Here is a 26600-nt window from a genome sequence, read left to right as displayed (position 1 = left end):
CAAAGTAATAAAACAGACCATGATTAAATTAGCAAAACGTTTAGATATTATAGAAGAGTACTACTTCTCCTCTAAGTTAAGAGAAGTGAGACAGTTGGCTTCTGAAGGGAAACCAATTATCAATATGGGAATTGGGAGTCCTGATATGAGTCCGTCGCCAGAGGTTATTGCAGCAATTCAGTCAGCAGTTACTGATGAAAATGCACATCAATACCAAAATTATCAGGGACTTCCTGAGTTGCGTCAAGGTATGGCTGATTTTTATAAAAATAATTATGGGGCTGTTATAAATCCATTGACTGAAATATTGCCTTTGATGGGTTCGAAAGAGGGAATCATGCATATTTCATTGGCGTTCTTAAATGAAGGTAATCATGTTTTAATTCCGAATCCTGGATATCCAACCTATACTTCAGTGACAAATTTAGTGGGAGCTGTGCCTGTTTATTATGATTTGAAAGAGGAAACGAATTGGGAGCCCGATTTTGAAGCGCTAGAAAAATTAGATTTATCGAAAGTAAAAATCATGTGGATAGGCTATCCTCACATGCCTACGGGATCAAGAGGAAGTATTGCTTTGTTTGAAAAGTTAGTGGCTTTCGCCAAAAAACATGAGATATTGTTAATTAATGACAATCCGTATAGTTTTGTTTTGAATGATAAACCAATGAGTTTGTTGCAAGTTGCAGGTGCAAAGGATGTTGCATTAGAACTAAATTCTTTGAGTAAGACATTCAACATGGCAGGATGGCGAGTAGGAATGGTTTTAGGAAATGCGGAAGCTATTGATGCAATTTTGAAAGTGAAAAGCAATATGGATAGCGGTATGTTCTACGGAATTCAAAAAGGAGCAATTGCAGCGTTAAATTGTGGAAAATCTTGGTTTGAAGAACAAAATGCAATTTATAAAAGAAGAAGAGTGCTAACAGAGCAGTTGGCTGAAAAGCTGAATTGTAAAGTATATAAAGAGGGCGTTGGATTATTTGTTTGGGCAAAATTACCAGCTGGAGTTGCTTCTGCAGAAGCATTTATCGATGCTATTCTATATGAGAAGCATTTATTTATTACACCGGGAACTATTTTTGGTAGTAATGGAGAAGGGTATATTCGGTTTTCATTGTGCGTAGATGAAACGAAAGTGCAAGAAGCGATAGATAGATTTTAGTACTCTAATAATAGGTAGTAATGTAATTGTAGGTATAACTAAAATTTATTGAGAAAGGGAATACCTAGCCCTGATAGAAGCGGCATCCTTTTTCTGGCTTTTTTTGCCAGAAAAAGATACAGCGGATAGCAGGATTTGCTACAAATAAAATATAAAATGAACGTATATATAATTGGAATAGGATTGATAGGTGGTTCTATGGCGCTGGATATTAAAGCGGTGCATCCTGAGGCGACTATTTATGGAATAGATACCAATAAAAAGCATGTTGACGAGGCGATTGCGCTAGCTGTTATAGAAGCTGAAGGGAAGTTGGAGACTATTGGTACAGCAGATTTTGTAATTGTTTCAGTACCAGTAGATGTTGCATTGGTAATTTTGCCACAAGTTTTAGACAACATTGGAGAAAACACTATTGTTTTTGAAGTAGGTTCAACTAAGAGTCCTATTTGTGAAGCGATTGCGAAACATCCAAAAAGGAGGAATTTTATAGCTACGCACCCCATTGCGGGAACAGAGTTTTCAGGGCCATTAGCAGCAGTTAGGGGGTTGTATGAAGGGAAAACAAATATCATTTGTGAGGTAGAGCGTACTGCTTTTAAGTTGCAAGAAAAAGCATTGGATTTATTTAAAGCTATGGGAATGCGCATTAGGTATATGGATCCCAAATCGCATGACAAACATATTGCTTACGTTTCTCACTTGTCGCATATTAGTTCATTTATGCTTGGAAAAACGGTGATTAATAAAGAAAAACACGAGCAAGATATATTTGATATGGCAGGTTCCGGTTTTGAAAGTACAGTACGATTGGCCAAAAGCTCACCAGCAATGTGGACACCAATTTTTAGACAAAATAAGTTAGAAGTAGTAGAGTCGTTAGAAGAATATATTTCTAATTTAACGCAGTTTAAAGACTTGTTAATAAATGATGATTACGACGCTATTTTTGAAGAGATGGAAAGCGTGAATAGAATAAAAGAAATTTTGAACGGAATGAATAGTAAAAGGTAAGTCAGTTTAAACACAATAATAGAAAATAACACAAAAAAAATAATAAAAAATAATAAAAATAATAAAATTAGAAAAGATGGAAAACAAGAAAGAAATGAGAAATTGGTTGAATGAATTTAATTTAACTCACCCATTTGTGATCGCGGGACCTTGTAGTGCTGAAACAGAAGAACAAGTATTGAAAATTGCACATGAATTGAAAGATTCGGACGTTAGTGTATTTAGAGCAGGTATATGGAAACCAAGAACTCGTCCAGGAGGATTTGAAGGTGTTGGAGAAATAGGATTAAAGTGGTTGCAAAAAGCTAAGGCTGAAACTGGTTTGTTGATGGGGACAGAAGTTGCGACTGCTGCACATTGTAAATTAGCTTTAGAACATGATATTGATGTTTTATGGGTTGGAGCTCGTACTACAGCAAATCCATTTGCAGTACAAGAAATTGCTGATTCATTGAAAGGAACTGATAAAATCGTTTTAATTAAAAACCCAGTAAATCCAGATATGGCTTTATGGTTAGGTGGAGTAGAGCGTTTGTATAATGCAGGAATTAAAAACTTAGGAGTTATTCATAGAGGTTTTTCTACTTACGAAAAAACAAAATACAGAAATATTCCAGAATGGCAAATTGCTATTGAATTGCAAAATAAATTTCCTGATTTACCTTTAATCATTGACCCATCTCATATTACAGGAAATCGTGAAATGATTCTTGAAGTAACACAAGAAGCACTAGATTTAAATTATGATGGTATGATCATTGAAACGCATATTGATCCAGATAATGCATGGAGTGATGCTGCGCAACAAGTGACGCCAGATACTTTAAAACAAATTTTCAAAGATTTAAGAGTTAGAAAAGTAAACGATGCTTCGGATGAATTTACTAATAAAATGACAAAATTAAGAGCTAATATTGATGTTCTAGATGCTAACTTATTAGAGTTATTAGGAAAAAGAATGAAAATCGCTGACGAAATAGGTCAGGTTAAGAAAGAAGCGAATGTTGCTGTGTTGCAAAATAAGCGTTGGAATGAAATTTTAGGAAAAATGATTCTTGAAGGAGAGAAAAAAGGACTTTCGGAAGAATTTGTTCTTAGAATGTTTAAAGCAATTCACCAAGAGAGTATTGGACATCAGGACAAAGTGCTTAACGCATAATTGCAGTCTGTATTTTATAAAAAAAAAACTCCACAGCTTATTTTTAGTTGTGGAGTTTTTTTATGTAATTGGGATTTAAAAACTTTAAACTTTATTTAGAGACTACAGAACAAACTTGAAACAAAATTTTATCTTTGCAACATGACAGGAATCGTTTATAAATCTACAGGAAGTTGGTACACCGTAAAATCAGATCAAGGAGATTTTATTGAGTGTAGGATGAAGGGGAAGTTTAGGATCAAAGGGATTAAGAGTACAAACCCTATTGCCGTGGGTGATATTGTGGATTTTGAACTTGAGGAATCATCGGATACCGTTACAGGTACGATTTATAATATTCACGAAAGAAAAAATTACATAGTACGTAAGTCGGTTAATTTATCGCATCAGATGCATATTATTGCGTCAAACATTGATCGTGTATTTTTATTGATTACCGTCAACAATCCACCTACAACTTTTAATTTTATCGATCGGTTTTTAGTCACTGCGGAAGCATACGGAATAGAAACAGTTTTAGTTTTTAATAAAATTGATACATTAGATGACGCCACTTTAGATGAACAATTGTACATGCAACATGTTTATCAAGAGATTGGTTATAAATGCCTGCGTGTTTCGTCTACTGAAGGAAAAGGAATCGAGCAATTAAAAGAATTGATGATAGGTAAAGTAAGTATGTTTTCAGGACATTCAGGTGTTGGGAAGTCTACATTAGTAAATGCTATGGAACCGTCACTTCATTTAAAAACAAAAACCATATCAGAAGCAAGTAAACAAGGGCAACATACTACCACATTTGCTGAAATGTATGATTTGTCATTTGATGCTAGAATTATAGATACACCAGGGATTAAAGGTTTTGGAATGGTCGATATGGAGCCAGCAGAAATTGGGGGTTACTTCCCTGAGTTCTTTAAATTGAAAGACCAATGTAAGTTCAACAATTGCTTGCATAAAGAAGAACCTAAATGTGCCGTTAAAGAAGCGTTGGATAGAGATGAAATTGCTTGGTCACGTTACAACAGTTATTTAAAAATACTAGAAGGAGACGAAGAGCACTATCGTACGGATATTTACAATGAAGACAGAGCTGAAAGTGATAAAACTAGAGGGTTATGAGAGTAGTTGTTCAAAGAGTTGCCTCAGCATCTGTAACAATAGAAAATGAAATTGTTGCCGATATCCAAAAAGGCTTATTGATCTTGATAGGTATCGAGAATGACGATAGTCAGGATGATATAGGTTGGCTTGTATCGAAAGTTTCTAAAATGCGAATTTTTGATGATGAAAACCATGTAATGAACTTGTCATTACAAGATATTGATGGAGAGGTAATAGTAGTGAGTCAATTTACACTTCATGCAGCTACAAAAAAAGGAAACCGTCCGTCGTATATCAAAGCCGCAAAACCGGAAATTTCAATTCCGCTCTATGAGAATTTTGTAGCTCAGCTTCAGAAAGAATTGAATAAGAAAGTACAAACAGGAAGGTTTGGCGCTGACATGAAAGTTAGCTTGCTAAACGATGGTCCTGTGACCATAATTATTGATAGTAAAAATAGAGAGTAAATTACACTTTTGTAACTTCTGATAACTATCGGAAATGCCTTTGTGTCAAAAACATAATAACATGAATTTAAAAGATTCCCAACTAGACGTAGATAATTGGATTAAAGAACACGGAGTTCGTTATTTTAATGAGTTGACAAATATGGCTCAACTTACGGAAGAAGTAGGTGAAGTAGCCCGAATAATTGCGCGTCGTTACGGAGAACAATCAGAGAAAGAAAGTGATAAAAACAAAGATTTAGGCGAAGAATTAGCCGATGTTGTCTTTGTGGTGATGTGTTTAGCTAATCAAACAGGTATTGATTTGCAAGCAGCCTTTGATAAAAAGATGGATTTAAAGTCGGTTCGTGACAAAGACCGCCATAAAAACAACGATAAACTAAAATAATGTTATAAGTAGTTACAAAACTTTGGCGACAACTTTATTTAAAATAAATTTGTAGAACTGACCAATCAATATTTTTAAAATGAATTTACTATTACAAACTGATCATTCCAACTTAAAAGCCACAATAGCGGTTACAGGATCAAAAAGCGAAACCAATAGACTGTTATTATTACAAGCATTGTTTCCAAAAATTGCATTAGAGAATACTTCAAATTCTGATGACAGTGAAGTAATGCAAAAAGCATTAGAAAGTAAAGATTTTTCCAATAGTCAAGAAATAGATATACATCACGCGGGAACAGCAATGCGTTTTCTAATTGCATATTTCGCATCAAGAGAAGGTCGCGAAGTAGTACTTACAGGATCAACCCGTATGAAAGAGCGACCTGTTAAAGTTTTGGTTGAAGCTTTGCAAGATTTAGGTGCTCAAATTTCATACGAAAACATAGCCGGTTACCCACCCATAAGAATAAAAGGTCAAGAAATTACAGCTTCAAAAGTGAGTATGAATGCCAATGTAAGTAGCCAGTATATCTCAGCACTTTTATTAATTGCTCCAACATTAAAAAACGGAATAGAATTAACTCTTGAAGGAGAGATAACCTCAATTCCTTATATCAAGATGACTTTGGCTTTGCTAAATGATTTGGCTATAAAAACTAGTTTTGAAGGAAATGTAATTAAAGTGTTCCCAATAGCTGCTGTAGCTGCTAAAGTAATGACCGTGGAGTCTGACTGGAGTTCCGCTTCTTATTTTTTTAGTCTAGTAGCTTTGGCTGATTCTGCTTCAATAAAAATTAGTAGTTATAAAGAAAATAGTTTGCAAGGAGATGCTGCTCTAGTGGGAATTTATAAAGAATTAGGTGTTGATTCCCATTTTGAAAACAATACATTAATCTTAACTAAAGTAGCTAATTTTAAACATAAAAGAGTCAATTTCGAACTAAACAACACGCCAGACATTGCGCAAACAATAGTGGTTACTTGTCTGGGTCTGGGTATTGGTTGTCATTTGACAGGCTTACATACCTTAAAAATTAAAGAGACAGACCGTTTAGAAGCCTTAAAAATTGAACTAACAAAACTAGGAGCCAATATCTCTGTTACTAATGATAGTTTAACGCTGGAACCTACAACAGTAATCAATCAAAATATAAAAATTGCAACATATAATGACCATAGAATGGCAATGGCATTTGCTCCACTGGCTTTAAAAGTGCCAATAATTATAGAAAATGCTGAGGTTGTGTCTAAATCCTACCCTGATTTTTGGGAAGACATGAAAAAATTAGATTTTAAAGTAGCTCAAATTCAATAAAAAACTACAGTGTTTACAAGGCATTTGTCAATTGTATAGTGATTTTTAAATAATAAAACTAAATTAAACACTAAAATACTTGACAACGCCTATTCCACAGTCGTATATTTGCATCCGCTTAGTTATTTGTTTTTCAATTAACTTTTTGTCACCCTGAGCATCGTCAAAGGGTTAACTCTAATATAAAATATAAATGAAATTATCACATTTTCAATTTGATTTACCAAAAGAACTTCTTGCTGAATTCCCTTCAGAAAACAGAGATGAAGCACGTCTTATGGTTATTGATCGTAAAAAACAAACTATCGAACATAAAATGTTCAAAGATGTAATTGATTATTTTGATGATGGGGATGTTTTAATCTTGAATAATACTAAAGTTTTTCCAGCACGTTTGTACGGAAATAAAGAAAAAACGGGAGCAAGAATCGAAGTTTTCTTGTTGAGAGAACTTAACGCAGAGCAACGCCTTTGGGATGTATTAGTAGATCCAGCACGTAAAATCAGAATTGGAAATAAATTATATTTTGGTGATGATGATTCATTAGTAGCTGAGGTTATTGATAACACAACTTCTCGTGGTAGAACGTTGCGTTTTCTTTACGACGGTTCTTACGAAGAATTCAGAAGTAAATTAACAGAACTTGGAGAAACTCCAATTCCTAAATATATCTCAAGAGAAGTAACTCCCGAAGATGCGGAGCGTTACCAAACAATCTATGCTAAAGAGGAAGGTGCAGTTGCAGCTCCTACAGCAGGATTACACTTTTCTAAACACCTATTAAAAAAATTAGAAATCAAAGGAATTAAATTTGCTGAGGTAACACTTCACGTAGGTTTAGGGACTTTTAACCCAGTTGAGGTTGAAGATTTATCTAAACATAAAATGGACTCAGAAGAGTTAAAAATCAATCAAGAAGCTTGTGATATTGTAAATGATGCAAAAGCTAATAAAAAACGTATTTGTACAGTAGGAACTACTTCTATGCGTGCTGTTGAAAGCTCTGTATCATCTCACGGAACATTGAATCCATTTGATGGTTGGACAAATAAATTTGTTTTTCCTCCTCATGAATTCACGATTCCTACTTGTATGATAACTAATTTCCATACACCTAAGTCAACGCTATTAATGATGGTTTCCGCTTTTTGTGGTCACGATTTAATGAAAAAAGCGTACGCTATAGCAATCGAAGAGCATTATAAATTCTACTCTTACGGTGATGCAATGTTGATCATCTAAAAAACCATAAAGGTTAATTCATTAAAAATCTCGTCAGTAAATTGGCGAGATTTTTTTTTGCTCCATTCCTACTTAAATTTGGGCGTGACCCAAAAGGGTCGGGCTATTGCTGCAATCTTTTTTTAATTCCGCTACCGCTACATTATAAAAAAGGATTTCCACGACTATCCCTCACGCAAAACCCTGCGTTTAATAACGTACATTGTTAAAGATTGGAATAAATTTCATTCCAATTTGTAATATTACTTGTCAAAATAAACACAATTGATTTTTGTTAAAGCTATAAAACCCATTTGATAGCCCGCTTTTAATTGTTATTTTTACAAAACAAAAATTAAAATATGACTTTCGAAAATACTAAAGCTTTTGCGCAACAATTAGATTCGCAAGACAAACTACATAAATACAGATCAGAATTTATTTTCCCTAAAGTAAACAACAAAGAAGTTATCTATTTTACAGGAAACTCGCTGGGTTTACAACCAAAACGGACTAAAGCCTATGTTGATGAAGTGATGGACGATTGGGCAAATCTTGCTGTAGAAGGTCATTTTTATGCCGACAAACCTTGGTGGGATTACCACGAACGTTTTGCCGCGCCACTTAGTAAAATAGTAGGCGCTTTACCTAGTGAAGTTACTGTTATGAATACACTAACGGTGAATCTTCATTTATTGATGGTTTCTTTTTACCAACCTACTGCAACGCGTTTTAAAATCATTTGCGAAGAAAAAGCTTTCCCTTCTGATCAGTATATGTTTCAAAGCCAAGTTGATTTTCACGGCTATGCACCCGAGGATGCTATTGTAGAAATCAAACGCAGAGAAGGAGAACATAATATTCGACTGGAAGATGTGCTCGCTAAAATTGAAGAAGTAGGAGATGAGCTTGCATTAGTCTTAATAGGTGGTGTTAATTATTACACTGGTCAAGTTTTTGACATGAAAACAATTACCGCTGCTGGTCATAAAGCAGGGGCAAAAGTAGGTTGGGACCTTGCACATGCAGCAGGAAATATTAAACTAGAATTGCACGATTGGGATGTGGATTTTGCCGCATGGTGTAGTTATAAATATATGAATTCAGGACCTGGTAATGCTTCTGGAGTATTTGTGCATGACAAACATCACAATGCTAACTTACCTCGATTTGCTGGTTGGTGGGGACACAATAAAGAAAGACGTTTTAAAATGGAGCCTAAGTTTGACGCGGTTCACGGTGCTGATGGCTGGCAAATAAGTAATTTACCCGTTTTATCACTTGCGCCCTACTTAGCCTCAGTAGATATGTTTGCAGAAATTGGAATGGATGCACTTATAGAAAAAAGAAATAACATAACTTCATATCTAGAGTTTATTCTTCAAGAAATTGATAAAGAAGTTGATAGTAGTTTTGAGATTATTACCCCTTCTAATCCATCAGAAAGAGCAAGTCAATTGTCTGTTTTATTGCATGGCGAAGGACGCAGTTTGTTTGATTACTTAATGGAAAACGGTGTCATCGTAGATTGGCGTGAGCCTAATGTGATTCGGTTAGCACCCGTACCGTTATATTGTTCTTTTGAAGATATGTATAACTTTGGACAAATATTAAAACAAGGAATTTTAAAATAATAGACAAAGCCCCCCTTTTCATTGTTGAAAAAGGGGACTTTGTTTTAAATTACGATTTGTTTCAAAATTCCAGCAACATTAAGCCATAAGAAATTAAAGAAGGATTTCTCAGGTATTCTTTCTGTTTTAACCGTTGTAGTTGTGGTTTTTTTATCAGTATCATTTTTTACAATTAAATTAGCAATAACACTTTTAATAACGCTTTTTTTCTTAGACCCATTTTTTTGATACAAAGTGACCTTTAAATCATGATATTTTAATGCAGCAGTTTCATAGGAGTTATAATCATTACCATCAATTTTAAATTCTAAGTAGTCAAAAGTTCCTTTGGTGGTTGCGTTAATATACGGTTTCGTAAACCTTGCGAGTGAAGCGGTATTTAAATTAGTAATTTTCCCTGTAAAATTAAAACGGTCTTTTTTATCTAATACATTAAAATTCCAATGCACTTTAAAAGGGGAGTTGTTCATGAACTTACAGTTAATGGCAATTTTAATATCCTTAAGTTTCTTTTGTTCAAAACCACTCTGTATGTTAGTTGCTATTAAGTTAAATTCATTGAAAGTTAGTGTTCCAGGGCCTTTTGTAAAATCAATTTCCTCCTCATAAACTAATAAGGAGTTTTTAATAGCAAGAGTGTCTACTTTTAAAGGGAATTTTAAATCACGTAATAACTTATTGTACAGCGGTTTTTTACTTAAATCATCAGTAGGTATTTTGTTCCTGTAGATATTAGCTGCTAATTTTTCAATAGCGATCTTACTTGCGTTAAAATATGGTTTCTTATTTTTGAATCCCCAGTCTAAGGCGGTAATTTTTATCAAGTCTAATTGTAGTGTAAATAGGTCTTTCTCTTTACTTAATTTGCTGGTAAATTCTCTTCGGCTATATTCTGGAGTTAATTTAAATTTACTGATTTTTAAGTCTTTATTGGTAGTTTGTATGTTTTGAGCGGTCAAATGATAAAATTCATTTGTTTTGTAATACAAGCTATCACCACTTATATTGTAATCATCAAACATAAACGGAATCGTATTATTCAAACTTGTTTCATTAATGACTATTCCGTTAATTTCTAAATTGATATTATTGATACTTAAAATGGGTTGACTAGTTTGCGTATGGATAACTTTGAGGTTTCCTTTATGAAGTTTGATTTTTGAAACAACAATGATTTCTTGAAAGGGTTTAAAAACCTCTGAGCTTAAACTTTTGGAGTTATTGATGGCTTTTTCAGTCTTTTTATAAAGTAACACTTGCGGAGTATTAATTGTAATACTACTCGCTTTTATTTTGTTGTTAAATAATATAGGCCAAATTTTAAAGTCATTAATTTCTATAGATTTTATTTTAGAATAGATTCCAAGTTTTTCATTAACTACTGTGTCTCTCTTTTTTGGAATAATAGCAATTCCTTCGGCAGAGATTGTTCTCGATAAAAGATTTATAGAAAGGTCAGTATATGAAATAGCATAAGGAGTCTCGTTTTTATCAGAGATGATTTTGGGTAGCTGTTTATTAATCCAAAAATTCAAACCAATATTCAATACTACGAGCAAACTCAATAAAGCAATTATTGCTATGGCTATTTTTTTATAGTTATTCATCCAATGTTTTTTAATTGTCGTATAAAAGTACTCTTATCCTCTTAAAGTATTTAACGTTATTTTAAGTAAGAGTTGTAACATTATAAGGCTGGATACTAGTTTTGTAGCTTTTGTTGCATATAAAAATTTTAAACTTGTAATTGTATAAGTAATTTACGGTATGACATAACAATTTACGCCCTTTATTAGCTTTACTTTGCTGGATTATAAATTAAAAATATTATTATGAGAGCACTTTATTTTGTTTTACTATCGTTAGCGATTGTTTCATGTAGAAATCAAGGGTCAATGGATATCAAAGATGCTAAACAGGCTAGTATTGATTCAATGAAAATCCAGATTGAAAAACAAAAAGTAATAGATTCAATGCAAACGGAAATGGCTAAAGTGGAAACACAGAAAAAAGAGGTTATTGTCGTGAATCAGCCAGCAAACACTACAGCGTCTACTAATGCAACGACCACTACAACCCCTACAACTGAAAAGAAAGGTTGGAGTAGTACTGCAAAAGGAGCTGTTATAGGAGCTGGAGTAGGTGCTGCAACAGGTGCAATTATCAGCAAGAAAAAAGGACAAGGTGCTATTATTGGTGGCTTAGCTGGAGCAGGAGTTGGTGCTGGAACAGGTGCAATTATTGACGGAAAGAAAAAGTAATCCTTTTTATTATAGAAAGCGCTTAGAGTTATATTAATTCTAAGCGCTTTTTTTATGGCTTTTAAGTAATGACATTATTAAATTATTCTTTACTGTAAAAGGATTTTGTAGGTGTATCTCTTCTAGCATATTCATAACGGTCAATTAATTTGGGTAAGCAATATCCGTCTAGTCCGTTAAGCGCTACTACATTTCCTTTGTCAATTTGTAACCATCCATCTTTGTCAGCGAGTTCTTCATTATAAAATAATTTTTCAATGCTAGCTATAACATGTACTGTGTCATTTTCTTTAATGTAATATTCATTAAGATATTTACAATATAACTGTACAGGACTGCCTTTTACAAAAGGAATTGCTATATCCGTTTTAAATTCTTCCTGTAAATTTGTTTTGTCAAACTCGGATTCATCCGGATCATAATTTGCCGATGTATGATGTGCATCAGAAATCATTGTGACGGTAATGTGATTAACAGTGAAATATCCCGTCTCTGTAATATTCTTATATGTATCTCGAGGAACAGTTGTAGGTCTCATAATAAAACCAATCAGAGCTGGATTACTTCCTAAATGAGTAATGCTGCTAAATACGGCTACATTATTTATTCCGTTAACAGATTTTGTAGCGATCAAGTTAGCAGATTTATATCCCGTACAAGAGTTGATTAAATTGAGTCTTTCTATCTTTTGCATTTTAGCAATAGCTGCTGCTGTTATTTCCTTCATATTCTTTTATTTAAAGATAAAGTGTTTTTTTTGTTTAACAAAAATACAATAAAATTAAACAAGTGTAGTTTTATTGTATTTTAAAATGACTAGCTACTTGAAGAGACTGTTTTTTGCTTCTGAAATAATTTATATTTGTTATACTCAATTTATTATCTATTATGAAAATAATCAAGAAAAGTCTTTTGGTTTTAGTGGTTGTTATTTTGTTTTTGGCAATAGCCGTAACAAGCTATATTTTCTATCTCAAACCTAAGTATGAAGGCGAAGTTTTATTAAAAGACTTAAATAAAGAAACTACAGTGTACTTTGATGATTATGGTATTCCGCATATTTATGCTGATAACCCTAAGGATGCTATGCTTGCTTTAGGGTATGTACATGCACAAGATAGATTGTGGCAAATGGAATTAATGCGCAGGATAGCACCGGGTAAATTATCAGCCATTTTTGGTAGTGTCGCAATAGATAATGATATGTTTTTTGCAGGATTAGGAATTGAAGAAGCTTCTGCAAAAGCAATTGCTACTCTTGATAAAAATAGTCCTAGCTATCAATTAACGATGGCATATTTAGACGGAATCAATCAATACATGGATGAAGAGGTTACGCCTATTGAGTTTCAATTATTAGGTGTCAAAAAAGAAAAGTTTACTATAAAAGATGTTTATAATATTTTTGGTTATATGTCATTTAGTTTTGCGATGGCTCAAAAATCAGATCCTTTAATGACTGATATTCGTAATAAATATGGCATGGAATACCTGAAAGATTTAGGTATTGATGGCGCATTCAATTCGGTAAAAATTAAAAATTCGAAGAGCAAACCAGAGGAATATGCTGCAATTTCAAAGTCGGTTGCTGCTTTACTGAATAAATCTCCTATTCCACCATTTATAGGAAGCAACAGTTGGGTAATAGGAGGTAAGAAGACTAAAAGTGGTAAAGTGCTTTTTGCTAATGATCCGCATATTGGGTTTTCGCAACCAGGAACGTGGTATGAAGCACATATTGTTACGCCTGAATTTGAATTGTATGGTTGCTACTTAGCCGGTACTCCGTTTCCTTTATTAGCACACAATCGTGATTATGCCTATGGTTTGACTATGTTTGAAAATGATGATATTGATTTGTACCAAGAAGAAAATAACAGTGCGAACGCTAATCAATACAAAACTCCAACCGGTTTTGCTGACTATACTATTATAAAAAAAACCATAAAGGTTAAAGACACTAGTGATTACGTGTTGAATGTAAAATGGAGTCGCCATGGACCAATCATGAATGATTTGATTAAAGGATTAAATTCTAAAAATCCAGTAGCTATGTCCTGGATCTATACACAACAACCCATACAAATATTAGATGCGGTTTATACGTTGTCTCATGCTAAAAATATAAACGATTTTCAACGTGGTGTTAAGTTGATTGCAGCACCCGGTTTAAATATTATGTATGGTGATGCTAAAGGAAATGTTGCTTGGTGGGCAACTGGGAAATTATATAAACATAAGGAAGGAGTGAATTCTAATTTTATTTTAAACGGAGCATCAGGTAATGATGATATTCAAGAGTTTTTGGATTTCTCCAAAAATCCTTCGGCAATGAATCCCGATTGGGATTATGTTTATTCAGCAAACAATCAGCCCGAAGCAGTTGATGGGTTCCTATATCCAGGCTATTATTTACCTGAAGACAGAGCAAAACGTATTACGGATTTATTAGATCCAAAGTCGGATTGGGATAAAGAAACTGTCTCAAAAATGCTTACTGATAATACATCTCCAGTTTCGCCAATTGTGGCGGCCAAATTGATTCATAATTTAGCTTTAAAAAAGCTTACTAAAAATGAGGGCAAAGCATTAGAATATTTAAAAAACTGGAGTGGCAGGAATGATGTTACCGATATTGCACCAACAATTTATAATAAATGGATCTATTTTTATTTAAAAAATACTTTTGAGGATGAATTAGGAGCTGATGGTTTTGAGCAATTTTTAGGCACCCACATTATGAAACAAGCAATTGCTAAGTTGCTTGAAAACGAAAAGTCTTTGTGGTGGGATAATGTTACAACTAAGGGTAAAAAAGAAACACGTAGCGAGATTGTTTCTCAGTCGTTCAAAGAAGCTGTTGCTTCTTTAGAAAAGCAATTAGGGAATACGGTTGAAAAATGGACTTGGAGTACGGTTCATAATGTAGAATTTAAGCATCCGCTAAGTAAGGTTGCTGCTTTACGCAAAATTTTTAATGTAGGTCCGTTTGCTGTTTCTGGCTCTAATGAAGTGATAAACAATCAAATGTTTCATTATACTAACGACAAAGAATATACTGTGACAGGAGGCCCCTCTACTAGGAGAATTGTAGATTTTTCGGATGTAGAAAACAGTTGGAGTATATTACCAACTGGACAATCTGGAAATCCTTTTAGCAAACATTATGACGACCAGGCTAAGTTGTATAACGAAGGAAAATTTAGAAAGATGAAAATGAACAAAGAGGAGATTGTAAAGACTGGTACTAAGTTGGTTTTTAAAGCAAAATAGAAATTGTTTTAAAAAGTTTTATTTTGGGTTTAGAAAATAGAATTTGTTGTTTTAGGGATGGTGTTATTGGTGCTTTTGCGTGAGGGGGTGTAGTGGAAATCCTTTTTTAAGGAATGATAAAAAGATTGCAGCGAAAAACCCGACCGAAGCTTTTTAGCGAAGGGCACGCCAAAATCATTATTTTGTTGCTAATAATTTAAATTTTATGTTTTTTTTAATGGCTTCTTTATATTATATACTTATTTTTACGAACTTATAATTAGAATTTTTTTGATGCAAACTCCACTTAAAATTGCTGTTGTAGGTTCGGGATTAGTTGGCTCACTGCTGGCAATTTATCTAAAAAAAGCTGGACACACGGTTCATATCTATGATCGAAGTCCAGATATTCGTAAAATCATCTTTTCGGGACGCTCCATTAATTTGGCAATGTCTAACAGGGGCTGGAAAGCACTTGATGGAGTAGGTGTGGGTGATGCAGTTAGAGACATTGCGATCCCAATGGATAAACGCGCAATTCACTTAGTTGATAAACTTAATTTTCAGTCTTATGGACAAGAGGGAGAGGCGATTTATTCGATTTCAAGAGGGATTTTAAATAGAAAAATGATTGATCTTGCCGAAGCTGCTGGAGCAGAGTTTTTCTTTGATGAAAAAATATGGGATGTTACGTTAAAAGAGGCGACTTTACATACTGGAGAAACAGAGCGAGGAGTTTGGGAAGAGAAGCAATATGATATGGTTTTTGGTGCTGATGGAGCTTTTTCAAGAATTAGACACCGCATGCAACGCCAGAGTATGTTTAATTATTCGCAAGAATTTTTAAATATTGGTTATAAAGAATTGAATATTCCGGCTAATGCCGATGGAACACATAAATTAGATAAGAATTCATTTCATATTTGGCCTCGTGGCGAATATATGTTGATTGCATTGCCTAATCTTGACGGAAGTTTTACCTGTACTTTATTCATGCCTTTTGAAGGGGAGAACTCCTTTGATTCTTTGAAAGAGGTGAAGGATGTTGAGAGTTTTTTTGAAAAGAATTTTCCGGATTCCATAGAGGTTATTCCTATGTTGACTGAAGATTTCTTTAAAAACCCTACGAGTACTTTAGTGACTATGAAATGTTTTCCTTGGACTTACGAGAATAAAGTGGCTTTAATTGGGGATGCGTGTCATGCGATTGTTCCATTTTATGGACAAGGGATGAATGCAGGTTTTGAAGATATTTCTGTTTTATATGAAATGATAGAGAAATACGGAGATGATTGGGAAAAAATATTCTCAGAATATCAAGATTCTCGTAAACCAAATGCTGATGCAATTGCAGAATTGTCCTATCGTAATTTTATGGAGATGAGCTCTAAAACAGCTGATGATAAATTCTTGTTGCAAAAGAAAATTGAAAAATTATTCTCAGAGAGGCATCCTGAAAAATGGATTCCGTTATACAGTAGAGTGACTTTTAGTGATCGCCCGTATGCAGAAGCGCTTGCGATTGGTGATTTGCAAAACGAAATAATGCAAAAAGTTTTGAAAACTGAGAACATTGATAAAATCTGGGACAGTAAAGAAATTGAAGATAAAATATTAGCGCTGCTAGGGTAGTATTAGCGTGAATTAAAACACAAAAAAAAACCAACTTATTTTAAAAAAGTAAGTTGGTTTTTTTTGTGTAATATTTTATTCTTCGCGATGGACTTTAGTAAAGTCAAAAGCGGGTTTACAAATTGCAATGTATTCACATTCTTCATCAAAAGGATTTGAATATTGTACGCGCGTATTTCTTTCGATTTTGATAGATTGTCCAGCTTCTAGAATTATGGTTTCGTCTTCAATAATAAATTGTTTTTTACCTCTTAATATATAGGTGTACTCTTCAAATTCTGGAGTTTGAAATGGCTCTGCCCATTTTGGAGGAGCAACCATGTGTGCAATCGAGATTTCAGGATTGTTTGTTGCTGCAAGTCCGTGGTGTTCTTCGATACGTTTTCCGTCAGTTGTTGGAACAATAAAGGGGTTGTTTTGTATTAAGTATTGCTTCATAATGCTAAAAATAAGTTAACCTCTCCTAATTAGTTAAGAGAGGTTATAAATGATTTTACTTTTTGAATATTTTTGTCAGTACACCAAATACTCCTCTAATAAAGGTGGCACTAGTAAGTACTTTAATAACCGACTTGCTTACTGCACTAGTTGTATTGCTAGATTTAGTTGTTCTGGTTTTTGTTGCCTTTTCTTCCGCTTTTTCATCGGCTTCTTTTTGAGCTTCAGCAGCAGCTTCGTTTTCGATAACCGTAATTTTCTTGTTTAGCATTTCATATGCACTTTCACGATCAATAAGTTCACTGTACTTCTTGACTAATCTCGATTTATTGTTGATTTCTTGAATTTCTGTTTCTGATAAAATATCCATTCTACTCATAGGGGCTCTAAGCATAGTTGCAACAAGAGGAGTAGGGATTCCTTTTTCATTTAAAGCAGTAACTAAGGCTTCTCCAATACCTAAACTCGTCAAAACTTCACTAGTGTTATAGTATTCGGAAGTAGGATAATTGTCAGCAGTTTGCTTAATTGATTTTCGGTCATTTGCTGTAAAGGCTCTTAAAGCATGTTGTATTTTTAAACCTAACTGCGCTAGAACACCACTAGGCACATCCATTGGGTTTTGTGTTACAAAGTAGATTCCGACTCCTTTAGAACGGATCAATTTAACGATTGTTTCTATTTGTTCCAATAATGCCTTGCTGGCTTCATTGAAAATTAAATGTGCTTCATCAATAAAAATAACCAATTCAGGTTGTTCTGAATCTCCTTTTTCAGGCATTTGCTGGTATATTTCGGCAAGCATGCTTAGCATGAATGTTGAAAAAAGTTTTGGTTTGTCTTGTATATCAGTTAAACGAAGAATATTTACGTAGCCTTTTCCGTTTTCATCAATGCGCATTAAATCTTCAATATCAAATGACATTTCACCAAAAAAGATATCTCCGCCTTGTTGCTCTAATTCGATTATCTTACGTAGAATAGTTCCTGTAGTCGATGTAGATATTTTTCCGTAGCTCTTTGTAATCTCTTCTTTTCCTTCTTCAGTAATATAATTAATTACTTTTTTGATGTCTTTAAGGTCTAATAAAGGCATCTTATTATCATCACAATATTTAAATATTATGGAGATTACCCCTGACTGGGTATCATTTAAATCTAATATTCTAGAAAAAAGTACAGGTCCAAACTCAGAAACTGTAGCGCGAAGGCGAACGCCATTTTGTTCTGATAGTGTTAGAAGTTCAACTGGAAATTTAGCAACTTGATACGGCAGGTTGATCTTAGCGTGGCGGTCAGTAATAAAGGATTTTTCTTCTCCTTCTTTAGCAATTCCACTAAAGTCTCCCTTGATGTCCATCATTAGTACAGGGATTCCAAAAGACGATAATTGCTCTGAAAATACTTGAATTGTCTTTGTTTTTCCAGTTCCAGTAGCTCCAGCTATCAATCCGTGCCTATTTAATGTCTTTAAAGGTATTTTTACAAAGGCATCTGCTATAGCTTCTCCATTAAGAATTGCTCCTCCAAGGGTAATGCTCTCTCCTTTAGAGGTGTATCCTTCGTTAATGTGTTTTATAAAATCTTCTGTGCTATTCATAATTGAATTTGTTGTTATAATTATATGCAAGATATTATTATTTTTCTTATATTGTACTTTATAGCGTTAACTGTAATTTAATTCCTTTTTTATTGCTAATAATTAAAAAAAGATTTTTTTACTACAACGTTATAATTGTTGTGTAAATGGAGGTTTTATTCCTAATTTATTGTGTTATTTTTCTAAAAAACCCAATTTATGCTTTGTAAACTGATAAAAGTTTAATTATTAATTTTGTTTGATTTTTTTTTAACTAAATTTAATTCGAATAAAATTAAAAAAAGTTTTTTTATTTCAACTAAACATATAAATTTGCGGGACTACAAGTTTATTACAACTAAAATAAATTATTTAAAACTATTAAAATTAGAAAAAATGGCAAACGTTAAAAAAGAAAGCACTTCAAACGGTGGAGGAATGGTTTCAGGAATGATTATTGTGGCATGTATTGTTGTTGGTGTATTAATCTGGAAATTCATCATGGGAGCACCTGCGAATTTTGAAGGAGGAAATATTGAAACAGGTCATCCATTAAATACTTTAGGTCAAGTTTATCATGGTGGAGCAATTGTACCAGTATTATTAGGAATGTTATTAATGGTTCTTGTGTTTTCTATCGAAAGATATATTGTTATTTCTAAGGCAGCTGGAAAAGGTAAATTAGATACTTTTATGACTAAAGTACAAGCAAGTATCAAACAAGGTGAAATTGAAGAAGCTATTGTTGCTTGTGATAAACAACAAGGTTCTGTTGCAAATGCAATTAAATCTGCATTAGTAAAATACCAAGCAGTTAAAAAAGAAGGTTTCAATAGTGAAGAAGCTTCTGAAACTATTCATAAAGAAATTGAAGAGGCTACATCTCTTGAAATGCCAATGTTACAAAAGAACATGACAATTATTTCGTCTTTAGTTTCTTTAGGTACTCTTATTGGATTATTAGGAACGGTATCTGGTATGATTAAAGCGTTTGGTGCATTAGCATCTGCTGGTACTCCTGATCAAGCGGCACTTGCAAGTGGTATTTCTGAAGCGCTTATTAATACTGCAACAGGTATTGGTACATCTGCTGTAGCAATTATCTCTTACAACTTCTTTACTTCTAAAATTGATGATTTAACTTACTCAATTGATGAAGCTGCAGTTTCTATTGTAAATACTTACAGAAAATTCAGAGGAAGTTTGAAGCAATAATTATATTGATATCAAATAAAAAATAAAAAGAATGGCTAAAATAAAAATAAAAAAAAATCCGGGGTCTACGGATATGACTGCGATGTGTGATGTCGCATTCCTTTTGCTTACCTTCTTTGTAATGACGTCGACAGCTAAATTGCCAGAGGCACTACCTGTAGATACTCCAAATTCTACTGTTTTAATTAAGTTGCCAGAATCTGATTTGGCTACTATGACAGTTGGAAAAGGGATGGTGTTTTTTGATTTAAAAGGTAGAGAGGTTCGTAAAAAAACGCTTGAGCTTATGAGTGAGAAATACAATGTTCCTTTTACAGATGACGATAAAGAAAAATTTGCTTTAATGGATGGTTTTGGTGTTCCAATTCAAAGTCTTAAGCAAATTATCGATATGAAGTCTTCAGACAGGACTAAAGCTGGTCAAACAGGAATCCCTATGGATTCTACAGACAATCAGTTGAAGGAGTGGATCTATAATGCTAGAATTGCTAATATTGCAGTGAATGATAAAGAATTGCAAATCGCTATCAAAGGAGATGCAAAAGAGCAATATGATGAGATCCGTAAAGTAATGGATATTTGTCAAGAGCAAAAAATCAACAGCTTCAGTTTGGTTACTGGTTTAAGAGGAGAAGAATTTTAATTAATAAAAAGACACTAAAATGGCTGAATTAAATACCGACGACGGTGGAGGCGGAAAAGGTGGAAAAGTAAGAAGTAAAAAACAAAATTCAAAAGTAGATTTAACTGCTATGGTGGATTTGGCTTTCTTATTGATTACTTTCTTTATGCTTACTACGACGTTGTCTAAACCTCAATCGATGAGTTTGGGTTTGCCAGATAAAGATCCTATTAAAGATAATGTAGATATTAAAGTTGATGAGAATCGTACGATGACTTTAATGTTAGGAGAAGATAATAAACTAGTATATTATATGGGTTTATTAGCAACTCCAATTGCCGGACCTAAGGATATGGCATATGGTAAAGACGGTATTCGTAAGGAAATACTTGTTAGAAAGAAATCAGTACTTGAATATACTGGAGATAAGGAAAAAGGTATGATTGTAATTATTAAACCAAGTAAAAAATCAAGTTATAAAAACATGATTGATATTCTTGATGAAATGGTTATATCTGACGTGCCTACCTATACTATCGTTAACGATTTGTCGCCTGAGGAATTAAAATTGTTAGAAGGAAAATAAGAATTATCTTGTTTTCTTAATAACCTAATAATTAAGAAAAATGAAATTAGATATATTAAAAAACCAATGGCTGGATATAGTTTTTGAAGGACGTAATAAAACTTACGGAGCTTATGAATTAAGGAAGTCTAATAGAGGTACTACAATAAAAGCACTAATTTTTGGAGCTGTTATTTTTACTATCGCTTTAGCGGCACCACTTATTGCGGATCTTTTACCTGAGTCTGAAAATGACGATGTAGTAAGAACCGTTAAAGTCACCGCGATAAAGTTACCTCCTAAAAAAGTTGAGCCGCCTAAATTAAATGCGCCACCACCACCGCCGCCACCACCAAAAGTGGATCAAGTGAAGTTTGTAAAGCCAGTTGTAGCTAAAGCGGAAGAAGTGACTGAAGAGCCACCGAAAATTGTTGAAATGAAAGAGAAGAAGATTGGTGCAGAAACTATTAAAGGGGATCCAGATGCTATCTTAACAGTTGCTCCAGTTGGAAAAGGACCTGCAATAGTAGTTGATGCAGTAGATAATGAAATTTACAACACGGCTGGTATTGAAGTTAAACCTGAATTTCCAGGAGGTATGGCTAAATTCTACAAATTTGTAGGAGATAACTACCGTGCACCTGAGGAAGAAGGTCTTAAAGGAAAAGTTTATGTAACTTTTGTTGTTGAAAAAGATGGTTCATTAAGTGATATTAAAGTTTTGAGAGATATCGGTTACGGTACAGGAAAAGAAGCTATTAGAGTTTTAAACAAATGTCCAAAGTGGAATCCTGGAGTACAAAATGGAAAACCAGTAAGGGTTCTTTACTCATTACCAATTACTATTCAAACTGCAGATTAATGTTGGATAATATTATTAAAAATATTCAGAAGAAATCGCCCAAAGAGCGATTTCTTCTCGTTATAGGAATTTTGTTTTTTATCTTTTATTTTATTTTAGGATTATTTATTATCTTTATGAAGAAATTTCCTTTAGAAATGCCTAAGCTTTATAGGGTTTCTTTTGGAGTTCTGTTAATTGTATATTCTTTTATAAGATTTGTGCGAATCATTTATAATAACAAAGATTAATCTATGAAAAAATTTAATAAAATTCCATACATTGCTTTTGTGCTTCTATTTGTATTTGCAATCGTGTTTGGTTGTAAACAAGAAAAAGTAAATAAAGAAACAATTCTTAAAGGGAGTGCTAGCATATTAGTTGATGAGTCTTTCAAACCAATTATTGAAGATGAAATTGCAATTTTTGAAAGTAAATATGATGCTAAAATTACACTTGTTGCTAAATCAGAAAAAGAAGTTATTCAAGCTTTTCTTAATGATACATCGGGAATCGCTGTTCTTTCAAGAGATTTGAATGAGAATGAGATTAAAAATTTTAAATTAAAAAAAATACTTCCTAGAGTAACTAAAATTGGTAAAGACGCTATTGCATTTATAGCAAATCAAAATACTAAAGATACCTTGATTGCGTTAGAAGATGTCGTTAGTTTCATGAAAGGAAAGCCAGGAACAAACATTAAAGGCTTGGTTTTTGACAATCCGAATTCAAGTACAGTTAGATATTTAACTGATATTGCTGGAATAAAGGAATTGCCACAAACAGGAGTTTTTTCATTCAAGACGAATGAAGATGTTATAAAATTTATTTCTGAGAACGATGGTATGATAGGTGTTATTGGTATAAACTGGTTGTATCAACCTACTCCAGCCGCTAAAAAATATGTAAGTCAAATCAAAGCTTTAAGCGTTAAAGGACTTAATAGTAGTGCTTATATTTCGCCTTCTCAAAATAATATTGCTGAAGAAACTTATCCTTTGGCACGTGATTTGTTTATAATTAATTGTCAAGGATCTTCAGGCTTAGGAATGGGTTTCTCTTCCTTTGTTGCTGGAGATATTGGGCAAAGAATAATTTTGAAGTCTGGTTTGTATCCAATACGTACGCCAGGACGCAAACTTATATTTAAAAACAATGCCCCAAAAGAAAAAGAAAATGAATAAGAATAAATCAAATAAAGTTAAAATGAACAAATTTAAAATTCTAGGAGTTGCCTTTTTGGCCGGAATGACGGCTAGTTATGCTCAAAACATTGATCAAGCTAAAAAAGAAATTGACGCCGAAAAATACCAAGATGCGAAGGTAACTTTGAAATCAATTGTAAAATCAGATCCTTCAGAGGGTAAAGCATTCTTCCTTTTAGGAAATGTTTACCTTTATCAAAATATAGCAGATTCTGCTAAAATGGCTTATCAAAGTGGTTTATCTGCTAAAGATAATGAGCATTTTAATCGTATTGGTCTAGGACAAATAGATCTTGATAAAGGCAATAAAGCAGCTGCAAAAACAAACTTTGATTTAGCGATCAAGGAAATGAGAAGAAAAGATTTTGAAGAATACCAATATGTTGCGAGAGCTTACATGAATTCTACAAAACCAGACTATAAAAGTGCTATTGCTACTTTAAATTTAGCTAAGGAAAAAAATGGTCAAGAGCCTCAAATTCTTTTAGCTTTTGGAGATGCTTATTATGGCGATAAAAACCAAAATGAAGCTTATTCCAACTACCGTAATGCTTTTCAAGCTGATAATAGTTTAATTAGAGCTAAAGTACAATTAGGTGTTTTGCTTAAAGGTGCAAAAGCATACACTGAAGCGGTTGCGGCTTATAATGAAGTATTAGCAACAAACCCTAACTATGGTCCTCTTTACCGTGAATTAGCTGAAACATACTATTTATGGGGATTAAATGTTCCAGGTAGACAAGATGAATACTTGAAAAAAGCTTTAGGATATTACGAAAAGTACATGACTTTGACTGATTACTCTTTGGCATCTCGTATGCGTCATGCTGACTTTTTGATCTTAGCTAAAGATTATAAAGCTTTAGAAATTGAAGCTAATAAAATGAAAGAGTTGGATAAAGTAAATCCACGTATCTTACGTTATTTAGGGTATTCGGCTTACCAAAATGGGAATGTTGATTTAGCGATCAAATCATTAGAAGATTTTACTGCAGGTGCTGATAATAAAATTATCAATTTAGATTATTTATATTTAGGTCTATCTAATATTAAAAAAGGTACAAATGCTGATGGTTCAGCTATCGATCCAGTTCTTTTTGAAAAAGGAATTGTAAATATTAAAAAAGCAGTTGATATGGAAGTATCAGTTACTAATGATTTAGGTGAGGTAGGTAAGAATTTATATGAGCAAAAATTATATAAAGAAGCTGCTGCGATTTTAGAAATTGCAACATCTAATCCCAAAACTAATGGTTTCTTATATGATAATTACTATTTAGGAAATGCAATCTATTTTGATAATGCAAAAGCAGGAGTTGTAAAGGATACTATTGCACTTAAAAAAGCGGATATTGCTTATGGAAATGTAATTAAAGCGTCTCCTGATACACAAGATGTTTACCTTTCTCGTGCTAGAACTAATAGTTTATTAGAAGATGATAAAGCGATGATCATGTATTATCAACAATATATTGATCTAGTTACTAAAAAAGGTCCTGAAGAATTAGCTAAGCCAGCGGTTCAATCTAAACTTGTGGAATGTTATAATACTATGGCGGCAGGTTATGCAAATTTTGATAAACCAAAAGCTAAAGAATATTTCCAAAAGACATTAACGATTGACCCAACAAACGCTTATGCAACTCAATCTTTAGGTATTCTTAATAAATAAGATACCAATATTAATATTAAAACCCGATAGTTTTTAACTATCGGGTTTTTTGTTTTATATCTAAGTCTATTGCTGTTTTTAATTAAGTCCTTTTATAATTAGTTATCTTTGCCCTTTAAATTAAAAAAATGTTATCAAAAGAAATACAATTAGAAGTTAACAAAGGAGCAATGCTGCCGTTAATGGAAGAATTTTATACCATCCAGGGTGAAGGTTATCATACAGGAACTGCTGCTTATTTTATTAGAATTGGTGGATGCGATGTAGGTTGCCACTGGTGTGATGTTAAAGAAAGTTGGAATGCGGAATTACATCCACCTACAGCATTAGATTTGATTGTAGCTAATGCGAGTAAATATGCAGAAACGGTAGTTGTAACAGGTGGAGAGCCTCTTATGTGGGACATGACATTGCTTACGCAAAAGTTAAAAGAGAATAATAGAAAAGTACATGTTGAAACTTCAGGAGCCTACGCTTTGTCAGGTACTTGGGATTGGATTTGCCTTTCTCCAAAAAAGAATAAATTACCCACCCAAACTGTGTATGATAATGCACATGAACTGAAAGTGATTATTCATAATAAACACGATTTTATTTTTGCTGAAGAGCAAGCAGAGTTGGTAAACGATAATGCTATTTTGTTTTTACAGCCAGAATGGAGTAAAAAAGAAGAGATGACTCCTCTTATAGTAGATTATGTAATGAATAATCCTAAATGGCGTGTTTCCTTACAAACGCATAAGTATTTAAATATTCCGTAATTTAATTTTATAGTACTATATTAGTAGAATATTAACCAATGAATATTATTTCTATTATGAAAAGACTTTTTTTTACAGCAATTTTATTATGTGTAGTTCAAGTAAATTTTGCGCAAGCACCAGCTACTAAAGCTCAAGTAATGAAATTAATTACTTTAAGCGGAAGTGATTCTTCAATAAAAGTAGCTAAGGATCAAATCATAAATATGATTCCTACAGATAAACGTGAAGCTTTCTTGAAAGAGTTTGACGCTACACTACCAGCTCTTTATGATTCAATGGCTGATATCTATGTGGAAATGTACAATGAAAAGGATGTTAAAGACATGATTGCTTTTTATGAAAGTCCTGTTGGAAAAAAGATGAGTAGTAATATGGGTACTTTTACGCAAAAAATTATAGCTGCATCTCAAACTTGGGGCGCAGACTTACAAGGAATAATGGCTAAGTACGCACAGTAGTTTTAGCTATTCTTATTTAATAAAAAAGCCAAATAATTTTAAATTGTTTGGCTTTTTTAGTTGTGCTAACGAGTTTTGTTTATTTCCAATTTTTTCTTCTTTTTAATTCGGTTATATGAGCCAAGTGATGATTGCTATGCCATGCATACGTTCCTATTATCTGTTTTACTTTTACAGTAGCACCGCTTTCAGGATGAATAAATGATTTTTCTAAATCTGTTATTGATAAATTTCGCATAATATAGGCTAATCTGTAATGCAATCCATCAAGTATAGAAAGTGATGGTTGAATTGGCATGTGTTTATTATCATCTAATGTAGACCATAAGTTCTCGTCATAGGATTTTATGATAGGATTATTTTCTGTTAATGCCCATTTTATTCTTATATAGCAATTCATGTGACTTTCTGCGCAATGGTGAATTACTTGACGAACGGTCCAGCCCTCATTTCTATAGTTTGTGTCAAGCTGTTCTTCAATTAAATTCGTGACAACTACTCTTAACCTTTCGGGGAAACTAGCGATTTCTTCAATTTTTGCTGATAAATATGCTGCTGAATAAATTTCGGGTGCTTGAAATTTTCCTATAGGATATTTTAATTGCTCCAGTGCTTCGTCTTTCAT

General features: G+C 33.3%; 25 protein-coding genes. 20 read left to right on the top strand and 5 right to left on the bottom strand.

All coding sequences use genetic code 11. From position 1 onward, the window contains the following. The first annotated feature begins 19 nt into the window (after positions 1-19). The 9 genes from ACVEGE_RS04710 (at position 20) to kynU (ending at position 9471) form a co-directional block, all read left to right on the top strand. Positions 20-1165: a pyridoxal phosphate-dependent aminotransferase gene (locus ACVEGE_RS04710; RefSeq protein ID WP_192501160.1), complete on the top strand. Its 1146-nt coding sequence runs from the start codon at positions 20-22 to the stop codon at positions 1163-1165. Between the two features lie 156 nt (positions 1166-1321). Next, complete coding sequence (locus tag ACVEGE_RS04705) at positions 1322-2179, top strand: prephenate dehydrogenase (protein WP_192501161.1); 858 nt, start codon at positions 1322-1324, stop codon at positions 2177-2179. A 76-nt stretch (positions 2180-2255) separates the two neighbouring features. Next, positions 2256-3338, top strand: coding sequence for a bifunctional 3-deoxy-7-phosphoheptulonate synthase/chorismate mutase type II (locus tag ACVEGE_RS04700; RefSeq protein ID WP_192501162.1), 1083 nt, complete (start codon positions 2256-2258; stop codon positions 3336-3338). A 141-nt stretch (positions 3339-3479) separates the two neighbouring features. Beyond that, positions 3480-4460, top strand: a complete 981-nt coding sequence (rsgA, locus tag ACVEGE_RS04695; RefSeq protein WP_173856151.1) for a ribosome small subunit-dependent GTPase A — start codon at positions 3480-3482, stop codon at positions 4458-4460. Then, positions 4457-4909, top strand: a complete 453-nt coding sequence (gene dtd / locus ACVEGE_RS04690) for a D-aminoacyl-tRNA deacylase (RefSeq protein ID WP_192501163.1) — start codon at positions 4457-4459, stop codon at positions 4907-4909. The genes rsgA and dtd overlap by 4 nt, the downstream gene beginning before the upstream one ends. Positions 4910-4970: 61 nt before the next feature. After that, positions 4971-5297, top strand: coding sequence for a nucleotide pyrophosphohydrolase (locus tag ACVEGE_RS04685; RefSeq protein ID WP_173853692.1), 327 nt, complete (start codon positions 4971-4973; stop codon positions 5295-5297). A 79-nt stretch (positions 5298-5376) separates the two neighbouring features. Continuing rightward, complete coding sequence (gene aroA / locus ACVEGE_RS04680; protein ID WP_192501164.1) at positions 5377-6615, top strand: 3-phosphoshikimate 1-carboxyvinyltransferase; 1239 nt, start codon at positions 5377-5379, stop codon at positions 6613-6615. 193 nt (positions 6616-6808) lie between these two features. Further along, a complete protein-coding gene (gene queA, locus ACVEGE_RS04675; protein WP_173853694.1) occupies positions 6809-7858 on the top strand; it encodes a tRNA preQ1(34) S-adenosylmethionine ribosyltransferase-isomerase QueA in 1050 nt (349 codons plus the stop codon). A 341-nt stretch (positions 7859-8199) separates the two neighbouring features. Then, positions 8200-9471, top strand: coding sequence for a kynureninase (gene kynU / locus ACVEGE_RS04670; protein ID WP_192501165.1), 1272 nt, complete (start codon positions 8200-8202; stop codon positions 9469-9471). A 44-nt stretch (positions 9472-9515) separates the two neighbouring features. On the opposite strand, the gene ACVEGE_RS04665 is transcribed toward kynU, so the two are convergent. Further along, positions 9516-11078, bottom strand: coding sequence for an AsmA family protein (locus ACVEGE_RS04665; RefSeq protein ID WP_192501166.1), 1563 nt, complete (start codon positions 11076-11078; stop codon positions 9516-9518). 225 nt (positions 11079-11303) lie between these two features. Here ACVEGE_RS04665 and ACVEGE_RS04660 point away from each other — a divergent pair, with 225 nt between their 5' ends. Further along, positions 11304-11732 carry a YMGG-like glycine zipper-containing protein gene (locus tag ACVEGE_RS04660; RefSeq protein WP_192501167.1) on the top strand — a complete coding sequence of 143 codons (429 nt, stop codon included), beginning with the start codon at positions 11304-11306 and terminating at the stop codon, positions 11730-11732. Positions 11733-11814: 82 nt separating this feature from the next. Here the strand turns inward: ACVEGE_RS04660 and ACVEGE_RS04655 are convergent, their stop codons facing one another. Beyond that, entirely contained in the window at positions 11815-12459 is a 645-nt protein-coding gene (locus tag ACVEGE_RS04655) for a flavin reductase family protein (RefSeq protein WP_192501168.1), read from the bottom strand. 161 nt (positions 12460-12620) lie between these two features. Here ACVEGE_RS04655 and ACVEGE_RS04650 point away from each other — a divergent pair, with 161 nt between their 5' ends. Both ACVEGE_RS04650 and ACVEGE_RS04645 read left to right on the top strand, forming a co-directional pair. Beyond that, the gene (locus ACVEGE_RS04650) at positions 12621-15005 is read left to right on the top strand and encodes a penicillin acylase family protein (RefSeq protein WP_192501169.1); all 2385 of its coding nucleotides are present in this window, start codon (positions 12621-12623) and stop codon (positions 15003-15005) included. Between the two features lie 273 nt (positions 15006-15278). Continuing rightward, complete coding sequence (locus ACVEGE_RS04645) at positions 15279-16616, top strand: FAD-dependent oxidoreductase (RefSeq protein WP_192501170.1); 1338 nt, start codon at positions 15279-15281, stop codon at positions 16614-16616. 75 nt (positions 16617-16691) lie between these two features. On the opposite strand, the gene ACVEGE_RS04640 is transcribed toward ACVEGE_RS04645, so the two are convergent. Next, a complete protein-coding gene (locus ACVEGE_RS04640; RefSeq protein ID WP_173857518.1) occupies positions 16692-17054 on the bottom strand; it encodes a cupin domain-containing protein in 363 nt (120 codons plus the stop codon). Positions 17055-17109: 55 nt separating this feature from the next. After that, a complete protein-coding gene (locus tag ACVEGE_RS04635) occupies positions 17110-18654 on the bottom strand; it encodes a helicase HerA-like domain-containing protein (RefSeq protein ID WP_173857520.1) in 1545 nt (514 codons plus the stop codon). 375 nt (positions 18655-19029) lie between these two features. On the opposite strand from ACVEGE_RS04635, the gene ACVEGE_RS04630 reads away from it, so the two are divergent. The 8 genes from ACVEGE_RS04630 (at position 19030) to ACVEGE_RS04595 (ending at position 25975) form a co-directional block, all read left to right on the top strand. Beyond that, entirely contained in the window at positions 19030-19848 is an 819-nt protein-coding gene (locus tag ACVEGE_RS04630; RefSeq protein ID WP_173857521.1) for a MotA/TolQ/ExbB proton channel family protein, read from the top strand. Between the two features lie 31 nt (positions 19849-19879). Then, positions 19880-20491: an ExbD/TolR family protein gene (locus ACVEGE_RS04625; protein WP_192501171.1), complete on the top strand. Its 612-nt coding sequence runs from the start codon at positions 19880-19882 to the stop codon at positions 20489-20491. Positions 20492-20510: 19 nt separating this feature from the next. Beyond that, on the top strand, positions 20511-21056 hold the full coding sequence (locus ACVEGE_RS04620; RefSeq protein ID WP_173857524.1) for an ExbD/TolR family protein: 546 nt from the start codon (positions 20511-20513) through the stop codon (positions 21054-21056). Between the two features lie 40 nt (positions 21057-21096). After that, complete coding sequence (locus tag ACVEGE_RS04615) at positions 21097-21897, top strand: energy transducer TonB (protein WP_173857526.1); 801 nt, start codon at positions 21097-21099, stop codon at positions 21895-21897. A 233-nt stretch (positions 21898-22130) separates the two neighbouring features. Next, on the top strand, positions 22131-23060 hold the full coding sequence (locus ACVEGE_RS04610; protein ID WP_173857528.1) for a PstS family phosphate ABC transporter substrate-binding protein: 930 nt from the start codon (positions 22131-22133) through the stop codon (positions 23058-23060). Positions 23061-23082: 22 nt separating this feature from the next. After that, positions 23083-24753 (top strand): tetratricopeptide repeat protein, encoded by a 1671-nt coding sequence (locus ACVEGE_RS04605; protein ID WP_192501172.1) that lies wholly within the window; start codon positions 23083-23085, stop codon positions 24751-24753. A 128-nt stretch (positions 24754-24881) separates the two neighbouring features. Continuing rightward, positions 24882-25514, top strand: coding sequence for a 7-carboxy-7-deazaguanine synthase QueE (locus ACVEGE_RS04600; RefSeq protein WP_192501173.1), 633 nt, complete (start codon positions 24882-24884; stop codon positions 25512-25514). A gap of 56 nt (positions 25515-25570) precedes the next feature. After that, positions 25571-25975 (top strand): DUF2059 domain-containing protein, encoded by a 405-nt coding sequence (locus ACVEGE_RS04595; RefSeq protein WP_192501174.1) that lies wholly within the window; start codon positions 25571-25573, stop codon positions 25973-25975. Between the two features lie 79 nt (positions 25976-26054). On the opposite strand, the gene ACVEGE_RS04590 is transcribed toward ACVEGE_RS04595, so the two are convergent. Continuing rightward, positions 26055-26600 (bottom strand): YfiT family bacillithiol transferase, encoded by a 546-nt coding sequence (locus ACVEGE_RS04590; RefSeq protein ID WP_192501175.1) that lies wholly within the window; start codon positions 26598-26600, stop codon positions 26055-26057.

This window comes from Flavobacterium sp. PL002, from assembly GCF_054165825.1.
The sequence above is the reverse complement of the archived record's forward strand: the minus strand, read 5'-3'. Positions and strand labels throughout refer to the sequence as shown.